Origin of the sequence: Methylobacterium phyllosphaerae (assembly GCF_001936175.1) — a bacterium.
GTDB lineage: Bacteria > Pseudomonadota > Alphaproteobacteria > Rhizobiales > Beijerinckiaceae > Methylobacterium > Methylobacterium fujisawaense.
This window is the reverse complement of record NZ_CP015367.1, coordinates 1,356,606-1,369,562: the sequence shown is the minus strand read 5'-3', so window position 1 is coordinate 1,369,562 and position 12,957 is coordinate 1,356,606. Positions and strand designations below refer to the sequence as shown.

8 protein-coding genes are annotated in these 12,957 nt (G+C 72.8%); 2 read left to right on the top strand and 6 right to left on the bottom strand.

The annotated features are described in order from the left end of the window. Positions 1-59: 59 nt before the first annotated feature. The 3 genes from MCBMB27_RS05925 to MCBMB27_RS05915 all read right to left on the bottom strand — a co-directional run bounded on the left by MCBMB27_RS05925 (position 60) and on the right by MCBMB27_RS05915 (position 7,034). A complete protein-coding gene (locus MCBMB27_RS05925; protein WP_075380053.1) occupies positions 60-959 on the bottom strand; it encodes a transglutaminase family protein in 900 nt (299 codons plus the stop codon). Beyond that, positions 956-3,493, bottom strand: coding sequence for a circularly permuted type 2 ATP-grasp protein (locus MCBMB27_RS05920; protein ID WP_043357961.1), 2,538 nt, complete (start codon positions 3,491-3,493; stop codon positions 956-958). The genes MCBMB27_RS05925 and MCBMB27_RS05920 overlap by 4 nt, the downstream gene beginning before the upstream one ends. Positions 3,494-3,755: 262 nt before the next feature. Next, the gene (locus tag MCBMB27_RS05915) at positions 3,756-7,034 is read right to left on the bottom strand and encodes a transglutaminase family protein (RefSeq protein ID WP_053608326.1); all 3,279 of its coding nucleotides are present in this window, start codon (positions 7,032-7,034) and stop codon (positions 3,756-3,758) included. A gap of 218 nt (positions 7,035-7,252) precedes the next feature. On the opposite strand from MCBMB27_RS05915, the gene MCBMB27_RS05910 reads away from it, so the two are divergent. Next, on the top strand, positions 7,253-8,437 hold the full coding sequence (locus MCBMB27_RS05910; protein WP_043379837.1) for a zinc-binding metallopeptidase family protein: 1,185 nt from the start codon (positions 7,253-7,255) through the stop codon (positions 8,435-8,437). Positions 8,438-8,461: 24 nt separating this feature from the next. Here the strand turns inward: MCBMB27_RS05910 and mntR are convergent, their stop codons facing one another. Next, positions 8,462-8,923: a manganese-binding transcriptional regulator MntR gene (gene mntR, locus MCBMB27_RS05905; protein ID WP_020093314.1), complete on the bottom strand. Its 462-nt coding sequence runs from the start codon at positions 8,921-8,923 to the stop codon at positions 8,462-8,464. 156 nt (positions 8,924-9,079) lie between these two features. Between mntR and MCBMB27_RS05900 the strand changes: the two genes are divergently transcribed. After that, complete coding sequence (locus MCBMB27_RS05900) at positions 9,080-10,408, top strand: Nramp family divalent metal transporter (protein WP_043357949.1); 1,329 nt, start codon at positions 9,080-9,082, stop codon at positions 10,406-10,408. Positions 10,409-10,455: 47 nt separating this feature from the next. On the opposite strand, the gene MCBMB27_RS05895 is transcribed toward MCBMB27_RS05900, so the two are convergent. Beyond that, a complete protein-coding gene (locus MCBMB27_RS05895) occupies positions 10,456-10,899 on the bottom strand; it encodes a DMT family transporter (protein ID WP_075380052.1) in 444 nt (147 codons plus the stop codon). Between the two features lie 137 nt (positions 10,900-11,036). Next, positions 11,037-12,725, bottom strand: a complete 1,689-nt coding sequence (locus MCBMB27_RS05890; RefSeq protein ID WP_075380051.1) for a thiamine pyrophosphate-binding protein — start codon at positions 12,723-12,725, stop codon at positions 11,037-11,039. Positions 12,726-12,957 lie beyond the last annotated feature (232 nt).

The following is a 12,957-nucleotide window of genomic DNA, read 5'->3' as shown; positions in this document are numbered from 1 at the left end:
CTCATCCTGAGGGGGGGTGGACGTTTCGGGCACCAGCCGGCGGGCCGCTCCGGGATCCCTCACCCCACCAGAGCGAGATCCTGCGTCTCGGTATCGGGGATGACGTCGACCTCGACCTTGAGGCGCTGCTTGCCCGAGCCGCTGACGATGCCGTCCACGGGGGCCACGTCGCCGTAGTCGCGGCCGCGGGCCACCACGATGTGGTCGTCCTGCACCGGCACGCCGTTGGTCGGGTCGAGGCCGAGCCAGCCGTCCCCGCACCAGACCGCCACCCAGGCATGGCTCGCATCCGCCCCGCGCAGGCGCGGGCGGCCCGGCGGCGGCACGGTGCGCAGGTAGCCGCTGATATAGGCCGCCGGCAGGCCCATGCCGCGCAGCGCCGCGATCATCACGTGGGCGAAATCCTGGCAGACCCCGGCCCGGAGCGCGAAGGATTCGGCGAGCGGCGTGGAGACGGTGGTCGCCTTGGCATCGAAGCGGAAGTCCCGGCCGATCCGCAGCATCAGGTCGTGGGCCGCCCCGTAGGCGCTGCGGCCGGCGGAGAAGCTCGGCCGGGCATAGTCGGTGATCGCGGGCAGCAGCGGCACCCGGCCGCTCGGGAACAGGAAATGCACCGGCGCCCGGCCGGCGAGGTCGCGCCCGGCCACCACGGCGTCGCGGACCCGCTCCCAGGCCATGCCGAATTCCGGCGGCGGCGGGGCCGGGCGCTCGACCCGCACGGTGGAGAGCGCCTCGACGCTGAAGGTGGTGTGCGGCGCCTCCAGGGTGATCGCCACGGCCTCGATCCCGAAATAGTCGCGCCGCATCACCGCGCGGGCCGGGCTCGGGTCGATCGTGACGGCGCTCGCCAGAACGCTCTGGCCCTCGCCCTCCTGCGGCTTGAGCCGCAGGGTGCAGCGGGCGAAGTGCACCGGCCGCCCGTAGCGGTAGGTGGTGCGGTGGCGCAGCGTGTAGATCACGCCAGCCCCGTCAGCTTCTCGGGGCGCAGCGCGTTCGGCCCGGTGGGGAAGTAGCGGGCCGCGATGCCGTCGGCCAGCCGCTCCAGGTCGGTCGCGAGCGCGGTGAGGCGCACGGCGTCGAAATCCGCGGCCTCGCCGCTGCGCAGCTCCGCCAGGATCCGGGTGGCGAGACGGCAATGGGGCTCGGGGATGCCGTCCGCGGCCAGCGCCGGCAGGTCGGCGAGGTGCCGGGTGATCGCCTCGGCCTGGAAGGCGATCGAGCGCGGGTTGTAGGGGTCGAGCAGCACCATGTCGCGGACCGGATCGAGGGCCGCCCCCTGCAGGTAGCGCCGCCCGTAGCTGATCTGCGAATCGCAGAGCGACAGCATCACCCCGAGGCAGCCGGGCGTCGCCTCGTCGTTGGCGAAGGCCAGCGCGAAGGCGCCGGTGTTGATCGCCCGCTCGATGCGCCGGCCGAGCTCGATGAAGTGCCAGCCCTCGGCGCGGCTCATGTTCTCGTGGGTGAGGCCGGCGAGCGCCGCGAGCTGGCTCAGGGCCCGCTCGGCGCGGCCGGCGAGCTGCGACTCGGTGAAGGCCCGCTCGGTGTTGAGGGACAGGAACTCGTTCAGGTCGGCCAGCACCCGCCACGCCTCGCCGGACAGGCGGGCGCGGAGCGCGGCGGCGTTGCGGCGGGCCGCGAGGATGTGGGACCGCGCCGAGCCCGGCCGATCGCGCCCGGCGAGCGCCTCCAGGGCGAGGCGGGCGGTGGGCAGGTCTGCCGCGCCGATGGCGCCCCACTCGTGCAGGAGGGCCCGGAGCGCCAGGGCCGCGGGCGTGTCGAGGGCGCCCGAGATGTCGGTCCCGACGGCGTCGCCGACGCTGCGCAGATGGGCGAGCACCAGCCGGATCACCGCCTCGCCGCGCTCCAGGTAGCGTCCGAGCCAGAACAGGCCGTCGGCGGCCCGGGCCGGGAGATGGCCCCCGACCCGCCGCACCCGCGGGGCCGCCTGCGTGCCGATCAGGGGCGCGGCGACCGGCTTCTCGGACAGCACCCAGACGTCGGCGGAGCGGATGCCGAGCCGCAGCTCGATCGGGTCGACGTCCTCGCGCTCGGAGACCCGGCAGAAGCCGCCGGGCATGACCTGCCAGCCGAGCGGCGTCCGCGTGGCGAAGACGCGGACCACGAAGGGGCGGGGGACCAGGACGAGGCCATCCGGCCCGCGCTCCCAGCCCGGCATGGTCGAGAGCGGCGCGGCCTCCTGGGCGACGTAGTCGAAGGGCCGGTCGCGCAGGGCGGCGACGACCCGCTCCCGCTCGGCCGCCAGGACCGGGCCCGCGAGGATCGCGTCGCGCCCCGCCCCGCGCTGGGGCGTGGCGGCCGGGCGCAGGGTCAGGCTGTCGAGGTTGGCCTGGGCGTGCGCCAAGCCCTCCAGGTCGCCGCACCACCACGTGCGCGGATGGCCGAGCCGCAGGGGCTCGCCGAGAACGCGCCGGGCGATGCCGTCGAGATAGGGGGCGAGCGCGGCCGACTCGACGAGGCCCGAGCCCGGCATGTTGGTCATCACCAGGGAGCCGTTGCGCAGGGCCTCGAGGATCCCGGGCACGCCGAGCCGCGAAGCCGGATTCAGCTCCAGGGGATCGAGGAAGTCGGAGTCGATCCGCCGCCACAGGGCGTCGGCCCGCTTCAGGCCCGAGACGGTGCGCACGTGCAGGCGGCCGTCCCGCATGACGAGGTCGTCGCCCTCCACCAGCATCAGGCCGAGATAGCGGGCCAGCGCCGCCTGCTCGACATAGGTGCTGCTGTAGGGGCCGGAGGTCAGCAGGCAGATCCGCGGGTCGACGCGCTCGGCTCCCAGCGCCAGGCCATCGCGAAAGGCCTGGAAGAAGGCCGGCAGGCGCTCGACGTGGAGGTCCTGGAAGAAGTCCGGGAAGGTCCGGGCCAGGACCATCCGGTTCTCCAGCGCCCAGCCGAGACCCGAGGGGGCCTGCGTCCGGTCGGCCAGCACCTGCCACCGCCCGTCCGGGCCCCGGCCGAGATCGGCGGCGTAGAGCTTGAGGTAATGGCCGCCGGGGGGCGTGACGCCGTGGAGCGGGTGCAGGAACTCCGGCGTGCCGGCCACGATCGCGGCGGGCAGCAATCCCTCGGCGACCAGCCTTCCATCCCCGTAGACGTCGGCGAGGATCGCCTCCATCAGCTCCGCGCGCTGGACGATCCCGGCGCTGAGGGCCGCCCACTCGGACCCCTCGATCACCAGGGGCAGGCAGCCCAGCGGCCAGGGATGCTCCCGCTGGTCGCCGGCGATGCGGAACGAGATGCCCGCGTCCCGGATGTGCCGCTCCGCCGCGACGAAGCGGGCCATGATCTCCGGCTCGGTGAGGCCGCCGAGACGGTCGAGCAGGCGCGGCCACGCCCCGCGCGGAGCGCCGTCCGGGCCCAGGAACTCGTCCGGCCGGCCGGGGGCGGGGCGGTAGCCCGCGCTCCAGCGGGCGACGCGCTCCCGCGGGCCCTCCGGCCGCTCGGCCCGGCCGCGGCTGCCCGCGAGCGCCGCCTCCATCACGGCCCCCCGGTCACTGCGGCTTGCGGATCCACACAGCGTGGACGGCGACGCGGCCGCAGAAGGGAGCGCGGGTCCCCTCTCCCATGCGGGAGAGGGACAGGGTGAGGGGTCGGGTCTGCCCGAAAGGGGCGCGTCCTGCCGGCGCGTCGCCCCTGAAGCCTCTCGTCCCTCACCCCAACCCTCTCCCGCACGGGAGAGGGGGCGCGTCGCGCTCTGTCGTCCGCGTCCGTGTCCGACCCAGATGTGTGGACATCGCGGATCATTGCGGGGCCGGCATCCGCAGGTCGAGGGTGAGGGGGAACTCGGCGCTCGATTCCGGCCGGGGCATGTCGATCCGGCCGGGGGTATGGCCGTGCGGCTGGAACCGGGCGAGGCGGCGCCCCTCCGCCTCGTAGGCGTTCACCGGATGGGTTTCGTAGTTGCGGCCGCCCGGATGGGCGACGTGGTAGCGGCAGCCGCCGAGCGAGCGCCCGTTCCAGGCATCGAGGATGTCGAAGGTGAGCGGCGAGTGGGCCGGGATCGTCGGATGCAGCGAGGAGGCCGGCTGCCACGCCTTGAAGCGCAGGCCCGCCACGGCCTCGCCGCCGCGGCCGGTGCCGGTCATGGGCAGCCGGCGGCCGTTGCAGGCGATGACGTGCCGCTCGGGCACGAAGCCCTCGACCTTGACCTGCAGCCGCTCGACCGAGCTGTCGACGAAGCGCACGGTGCCCCCGCTGGTCCCTTCCTCGCCCATCACGTGCCAGGGCTCCAGCGCCTGGCGCAGCTCCATCCGGACCCCGCCCTGCTCGACCGTGCCGAAGACCGGGAACCGGAACAGGGCCTGCGCCTCGAAGGCAACCGGATCGAAAGCGTACCCCGCCGCCCGGAGATCCTCCAGCACCGAGAGGAAGTCGGACCAGAGGAAATGCGGCAGCATGAACCGATCGTGGAGGTTCGTGCCCCAGCGGACACAGCCGCCGGTCTGCGGCTCCCGCCACAGCCAGGCCACGAGGGCGCGGAGCAGGAGCTGCTGCGCGAGGCTCATCCGGGCGTCCGGCGGCATCTCGAAGGCCCGGAACTCCAGCAGGCCGAGGCGCCCGGTGGGCCCGTCCGGCGAGTAGAGCTTGTCGATGCAGATCTCGGCCCGGTGGGTGTTGCCGGTGACGTCCACGAGGATGTTGCGGAACACCCGGTCGACGAGCCAGCGCGGGATGTTGGGCGCGTCGGGGGCGGGGATCTGGGCGAGCGCGATCTCCAGTTCGTAGAGCCCGTCGTGGCGCGCCTCGTCCATGCGGGGGGCCTGGCTCGTCGGGCCGATGTAGAGGCCCGAGAACAGGTACGAGAGCGCCGGGTGGCGCTGCCAGTAGAGCACGAGGCTCTTGAGCAGGTCGGGCCGGCGCAGGAACGGCGAATCGTCCGGCGTGACGCCGCCCATGACCACGTGGTTGCCGCCGCCGGTGCCGGTGTGGCGCCCGTCGGTCATGAATTTTTCCGCGCCGAGCCGGGTTTGCCTCGCCTCGGCGTACAAGTCGGTGGTGATGGCGACCGCCTCCCGCCAGGAGGCGGCCGGGTGGACGTTGACCTCGATCACGCCCGGATCGGGGGTGACCTTGATCACGCCGATCCGCGGGTCGTAGGGCGGCTCGTAGCCTTCCAGCTGGATCGGCAGGTTCAGCTCGGCGGCGGCCGCCTCCAGGTGGCCGGCGAGTTCGAGATACTCGTCGGCGCGCTGCACCGGCGGCATGAACACCCGCACCACCCCGTCGCGGGGCTCGATCGAGAGCGCCGTGCGCACCGCGACGCCGGTGATCCCTGAACCGTTGACGGTGGTCGCGCCGGGACGCCCGTCGGTGAGGGGCGGGCGCGACTCCAGGGGGTCCTGCGGCTGGTAGTAGGGATAGTGCTCCGGCGGCACGTAGGGCAGGGACGACAGGGGCAGGCGGAAGCCCACCGGCGAGTCGCCCGGCACCAGGAAGGCGGCGCCGCGCCGGAAGTCCCAGGCTTCCGAGATCCAGACCCGGTCGGCATCGCCGTCCCTGCCGGTGGGCAGGCTCGCCAGCGGCAGGACGTAGCCCGCGGCCTCAGCCAAGCCCCGCTCGTAGACCCGCTTGATCCGGGCGTCGAACTCCACGGAGCCGGACCGGGCCGCGGCGGGCGTGACGTTGACCGGCAGTTCGGCGGCCTTCTTCTCCCAGACCTCGCTGTCCTCGAAGGCCGGGATGACGTAGTCGGCGAGGCCGAGGCGGCGGGCCAGCGCGTCGGCGAGGGCCTTGGCCTGCGCGATCGTGGCTTCGCCCGCCTGGCCTGCGGCCGCCTCGGGGGCGATCAGGTCCGGATTCCGCCAGATCGGCTGGCCGTCCTTGCGCCAGTACAGGGCGAAGGCCCAGCGGGGCAGGCTCTCGCCGGGATACCACTTGCCCTGGCCGTAATGCAGCAGCCCCCCCGGGCCGAACCGGTCGCGCAGGCGCCGGATCAGCGTGTCGGCGAGCCCCCGCTTGGTCGGGCCGACCGCGGCGATGTTCCATTCGGGCGATTCGAAATCGTCCACCGAGACGAAGGTCGGCTCGCCGCCCATGGTCAGGCGCACGTCCTGCGCGGCGAGGTCGGCATCGATCCGCTCGCCGAGCGCGTCCATGGACGCCCAGACCGCGTCCGAGAACGGCTTGGTGATCCGCGGCGTCTCGGCGACGCGGGTGATGCTCATTGCGAAGCCGAACTCGGTCTTGGCCGGTTCGACCGCCCCCGAGATCGGCGCGGCCGAGCGGTAATGCGGCGTCGCCGCGAGCGGGATATGGCCCTCGCCGGTGAGCAGACCCGAGGTCGCGTCCATGCCGATCCAGCCGGCGCCCGGCAGGTAGACCTCGGCCCAGGCATGCAGGTCGGTGAAGTCCGACGCGGTGCCGGTGGGGCCGTCGACCGCGACGGTGTCGGGCACGAGCTGGATCAGGTAGCCGGAGACGAACCGGGCGGCGAACCCGATCCGGCGCAGCACCTGCACGAGCAGCCACGCCGAATCCCGGCAGGAGCCGCTCTTGAGGCGCAGGGTCTCGGCGGGCGTCTGGACGCCGGGCTCCATGCGCACGCCGTAGGCGGTCTCCCGGGCGATCTGGGCGTTGAGCGCCACCAGGAACTGCACGGTGCTGGGTTCCGCGGGGAGCCGGGCGAGCAGCGCCGCCATCTCGGGGCCATCCGCATCCACCGGCGCGCGGTAGGGGGCCAGTTCCTCGGCGAGGTCCGGGTCGTACGCGAAGGGGTGGGTCTGGGCGTAATCCTCGACGAAGAAGTCGAACGGGTTGATCACCGCCAGGTCGGCGGTGAGGTCGACCTGGATCTTCAGCTCGTCGGTCTTCTCCGGGAAGACGAGGCGGGCGAGCCAGTTGCCGCTCGGATCCTGCTGCCAGTTCAGGAAGTGGTTGGCGGGCGTCACCGTGAGCGCGTAGGCCGGAACCTTGGTGCGCGCGTGCGGGGCCGGGCGCAGGCGGATCACCTGGGGGCCCAGGCTGATCGGCCGGTCGTAGCGGTAATGCGTGACGTGGTGCAGGGCGGCTTTGATCGACACGATGGCTCCGTCTGAAGGATCGAATCCGGCCTCGGCGCCGGTTCCGGACGTCACGGCGGGTCGACCATCGCCCCCCACCGCGCGGTTATGCGACACGAACCGAGACACAAGCAATTTCCGTGCGGCGGCGCCCAGGCCTCCGAACCTCTGGCCGGAACTTTGCCGCTTGGCCCCGCTTTGACCGGCAGGTGGGCCGGGTGCCGGCCCGGGACCGCGCGATGAAGATCTTCCAGTGCCAGGCCTGCGACCAGCCGGTCACCTTCGAGGCGACCGCCTGCGAGAGCTGTGCGCGGCAGCTGGGCTATACGTGCGTGGTCCACGAGGTCTCGGCCCTGGAGCCGCAGGGGGCCTCGGCGCACCCGCTGATGGGCGGCGCGCAGGTCTTCCACGCCTACGCGGATCCCGGACGGCGCTACCGCCTGTGCAACAACGCCGTTTCGGAGGCCTGCAACTGGCTGGTGCCGGAGGACAGCCCCGACATCTACTGCACCGCCTGCCGCCACAACCGCGTGGTGCCGGACCTGTCGCAGACCTGGAACCTCACCCGCTGGCGCCAGATCGAGGCCGCCAAGCGCAGGCTGTTCTATTCGCTGCTGCGCCTGGACCTGCCGCTCGCCACCCGCGCCCAGTACACGGACGGGCTGGCCTTCGACTTCCTGGCCGATCCGTCCGAGAGCTTCTCCGGCGGAATGCCGGTGCTGACGGGGCACATCAACGGCCTGATCACCATGAACATCGCCGAGGCCGACGATGTCGAGCGGGAGCGCCGCCGGATCCTGTTCGGCGAGCATTACCGCACCCTGCTCGGGCATTTCCGGCACGAGATCGGGCATTACTTCTGGTACCTGCTGGTGATGAACAGCCCCACCATGGGGGCCTTCCGGGCGCTGTTCGGCGACGAGCGCCTGAACTACGTCCAGGCGCTGCAGAACCATTACGCGCGGGGCGCGCCCGCCGACTGGGACGAGGCCTACGTGTCGGCCTACGCCACGGCGCATCCCTGGGAGGACTTCGCCGAGACCTTCGCGCATTACCTGCACATCGTCGACACGGTGGAGACCGCCTCGACCTTCGAGCTGCATGTGCGCCCGCGCCTGCGCCACGGGCAGGCGGCACCGACCGTGATCGACTTCGACCCCTACAACACCCAGGATCTCGACCGGCTGATCGCGGCGTGGCTGCCGCTGACCTACGCGATCAATTCGCTCTCCCACAGCATGGGCCAGCCGGCGCTCTACCCGTTCAAGCTGACGCCGACGGTGATCGCCAAGCTCGCCTTCGTGCACGAGCGGATCTACGCCTCCCGCACCGGCATCCTGCCGGATGCCGGCGAGGCGGGCGCCGAGATGCTCCGGGCGGTGATCCTGGGCCTGCGCCAGAAGGTGCCTGCGCCGACGGTGTGAGGGCAGGGCGGACGGACGGGCGCCTCACGCCCCCCCGTGACGTTCCGCGAAGGCGCGGAACGCCGCCAGGGTCTCGGCGCTGACATGGTGCTCGATCCCCTCCGCGTCCCGCCGGGCGGTCTCGGGGCTCACCCCCAGCGCGCACAGGAAGCGTTCGACGATCCGGTGGCGCTCCCGCGCCTGGGCGGCGAGCCGGCGGCCGGCCTCGGTCAGGAACACGCCGCGATAGGGCCGCTGCTGGACGAACCCGTCCTCGCACAGACGCTTGAGCATCTTGGCGACGGTGGGCTGCGCCACGCCGAGGCGGGCCGCGATGTCCACTTGGCGCGCCTCGCCGCCGTCGCCGATCAGGTCGTCGATCAGCTCGACGTAATCCTCGACCAGCTCGGACCGCCGCGCCTCGCGGGCCTGCCGGAAGCTCTCCACGTGCCGCTCGGGATCGACCAGCGCGGTCTCGGGCGAGCCCGGCTCGGACGGTTCCTGCATCGGCTCTCCCTCTCGGCACGCACACGCCGCCCCGCCCCTGTCTAGCAAAAACCGGCGGCCGGAGGGGAGTCCCACGCGGCACGCGGAAAACCCCTTGAATCCCGCGGCCGCAGCCCTGAATATAGCCCGAGCTATATCTTTGAGGAGAGGGTGAGCATGGTGGCGCCGAACGCCGGGACGGCCCCCGGGGGCGCCCCGCCCGGGGCGATGAGCCGGCGGACGGAGAGCGCCATCCGCGACGTCCTCGAAGGGCGGGCGGGTGGACGGGGCCGGTTCCTGCTGTTCGCGGGTCCGGCCGTGACGGCGTCGATCGCCTACATGGACCCCGGCAACTTCGCCACCAACATCCAGGCCGGCGCCCGCTACGGCTACGGGCTACTCTGGGTGGTGCTGCTCGCCAACTTCACGGCGATGCTGTTCCAGGCCCTGTCGGCCAAGCTCGGCATCGTGACCGGCAAGAACCTCGCCGAGCATTGCCGGGACGCGACGTCGCGGCCGGTGCGCCTCACCCTGTGGGGCATCAGCGAGGTCGCCGCGATGGCCACCGACCTCGCGGAGTTCCTCGGCGGCGCCATCGGCCTGTCGCTGCTCACCGGCATGCCGCTGATGGCCGGGATGGCGATCACCGCGATCGTCACCTACGCGATCCTGCTCCTGGAGCACGAGGGCTTCCGGCCCCTGGAGATCGCCATCGGGGCGATGGTCGGCACGATCGGCCTCTGCTACGCGATCGAGCTGCTGATCGCCCCGGTGGCCTGGGGCGAGGCCGCGAAGGGCCTCGTCACCCCGCGGATCCCGGACGCGGAGGCGCTCACCATCGCGGTGGGGATCATCGGCGCCACCGTGATGCCGCACGCCCTGTTCCTGCATTCCGGCCTGACCCAGGGGCGCGGCAGCCCGCGGAACGAGGCCGACCGGCGCCTTCTGGTGCGCTACTCCAACCGCGAGGTGGTGGTGGCGCTGCTGCTCGCGGGCCTCGTCAACATGGCGATGGTGATCATGGCGGCGGCGGCCTTCCATGCCGGCCACAGCGGGGTCGCCGAGATCGGCGAGGCCTACCGGACCCTGACGCCGCTGCTCGGCCCCGCGGCCGGGGCGGCCTTCCTGGTGTCGCTGCTCGCCTCCGGAATCTCCTCCTCGGTGGTGGGGACGCTCGCCGGCCAGCTGGTGATGCAGGGCTTCACCGGCTGGCGCATCCCGCTCCTCGTGCGCCGGCTCGTGACCATGCTGCCCGCCTTCGTGGTGGTGGCGATCGGCGTCGATCCGACCCGGGCGCTGGTCCTGTCCCAGGTGGTGCTGTCGCTGGCCCTGCCGGTGCCGATGGTGGCGCTGGTGGTGTTCACCCGCCGCCGGAGCGTGATGGGTCCCTTCGCCAACGGGCCGCTCACCCAGGCGGCGGCCGTCGCGGGGGCGGCCGTGGTGCTCGCCCTCAACATGGTCCTGCTGGCGGCGGCCTTCGGGATACCGGTGCCGGGGCTGGGGTAAGCCCGCGGGGCGGCCGGTCGATGTGATCGGCCGGCCCGGTTTTGCTCCTAGAACAGCGCGACGAGGGCGACGCCGGCGATCATCAGCACGCCGCCGAGGATGCGCCAGAGACTGGCGGGGTGGCGCTCGAAGCCGACCCACCCGAAATTGTCCAGCACGATCGATGTGGCGACCCCGGCCGTGACGAGGAGGCCCAGGAACGGGGCGGCCCCGATCTGGCGGGCCACGACGAACTGCGCCAGAATGATGCCTCCGCCCAGGACCCCGCCGAACCACGCCCACCAGGGCATCCCGAGGGCTTGCGCGGCCGTCGGCCAGGCGAGCCTCCCGGAGATGAGCCCCACCGCGAGGATGCAACTCGCGGTCCCGGCGGCGACCACGAGGCCGGCGACCAGCGATTCGGCCAGCCCCTTCGACAGCGTCCCGTTCTGTCCGGCCTGGACGGCGTTGGCCACGCCGGCCAGCAGCGCGAAACCGTAGAGGTACCACATGGCTGAGATCCCGCCCGGTCAAACTGATCCCTAGGGCAGCCCGGGCCGGACGTCCGTGTTCCTCGGCAGCCTCTGTGTCCGAACGCCGCGACGGCCCTCAGGCCGCGCCCCTCGGAGGTCGGCGGAGGGGCGGCCCCTCACGTCGCCCGCACCACCACCTCCACGAGGTTGGTCCCTCCCGACCGGATCCCGGCCTCGATCGCCGGGGCGATGTCGGCGGCCCGGGTCACGCGCTGCGCGGGGACCCCCATCGAGGCGGCCAGGGCCGGAAAATCGATGCGCGGGTCTGTGAGGTCCATGGCGATGAAGCGGTTGGCCCGCACCGAGGCGTAGTGCGCCTGGCCCTTCATGAAGGTCTTGAGGATGTTGTACTCGGCGTTGTTGATCACCACGAAGGTGACCGGAAGTTTTTCGTGCGCGGCGGTCCAGAGGGCCTGGGGCGAGTACATCGCGGCCCCGTCACCCACGACGCAGACCACGGGCGCCCGGTCGAGCCCCAAGGAAAACCCCACCGCGGCCGGCATGCCCCAGCCGAGGACGCCGCCGCGCATCGCCGCGTATTGATGGGCCGACGGGCTGTCGAGGAAGGTGCGCAGGTGCGTGAGCGTCGCGGGCGCCTCGTCCACGATGGTGGTCTCGGCCCCGACCGCGCGGGCCACCTCCCGGGCGGCGACCAGCGGCGCGATCACCGGATCCTCGAAGGCCGCATCCGCCGCGGCGGCGAGCGTCGCCCGCCGCTCGGCCCGGGCGGTCACCGCCTGGGCGCGCAGCTGCGCGAAGGCCTCGGCCCGGTCGGCGAGGCGGGGGCGGAGCAGCGGCAGCAGGGCGTCCAGTGAGGCGCGGATGTCGCCCACGGTCGAGAGGCTCGTGGCATAGGTGCGCCCGAGGTCGCGCACGTCGGCCGAGAGCTGGAAGACCTGCACCCCCGGCGGCACCGCCGAGACCTCCGAGTAGAGCACGGTGATCAGCGACTTGCCGCCCAGCGCGAACACCGCGTCGTAGCGCCCGAGGATGGCGGCGATGGCGTCGGCCCGGGTCGGCAGGTTCCCGGCCCAGAGCGGGTGCGCGGTGGGAAAGGGGATGTGGGCCGGCCAGGACGAGCCGTAGACAGGCGCCGCCAGCAGGTCGGCGAGCGCGACCATCTGGGCCGAGGCGTCCGAGGCGTCGATCTCGTCGCCGGCGATCAGGGCGAGGCGGCCGGGCGCGATGGCGGCGAGCTTGTCCGCCAGCCGGTCGAGGGAACCCGCCACCGCCCGCTGGTCGATGGTCGAGGTCTCGCCCGCCGGTACGGCGCTCATCGCCTCCATCACGTCCATGGGCAGGGACAGGAAGACCGGGCCGGACGGGGCGGCGGCGGCATCGTGGAAGGCCCGGCGCAGGAGGATCGGGATCTGGTCCGGGCTCGTCACCTCCCGGGCCCACTTCATCACCGGGTCGGCGATGGCCACGAGGTCGCCCATCAGCAGCGGGTCGGTCAGCGCGTGGCGGAGATCCTGCTGCCCGGCGGTGACCACCAGCGGCGTGCCGGAGACCTGGGAATTCACGAGCCCGCCCATGGCGTGGCCGAGGCCGCCCGCCGTGTGCAGGTTGAGGAAGGCGGGCCGGCGGGCGCCCTGCGCGTAGCCGTCCGCCATCGCCACCGCGGTCGCCTCCTGCAGGGCGAGGATGTAGGCGATGTCCGGCGCCTCGGTGAGCGCGTCGATGAGCGGCAATTCGGTGGTGCCGGGATTGCCGAAGATGTAGCGCACCCCCTCCGAGCGCAGCACCTCCACCAGGAGGTCGGCGCCCCGGCGCCGGCCGGCGGTCTCCACGGTCTCGATCAACATGCCCTGTCCTCTCCGGCGGAATCAGCGGGAGGCTAAACCATGGGCGGGCCGGGGCAATGCCGCGGCTCCGCCCGCATTCCGAGAGCCGACCGAGAGCCGAACCGTCACGCCGAGCGTGAAGAGGGGGCCGGAAGAGGGGGCCGGCGCCCGATGCGGCCCCCTTGCGGACGGCGTGCGGCGGGCCGCAACCGATCGGCAGCCTTTCTGGCGTAACCTGCCGTGGCCGGGATGC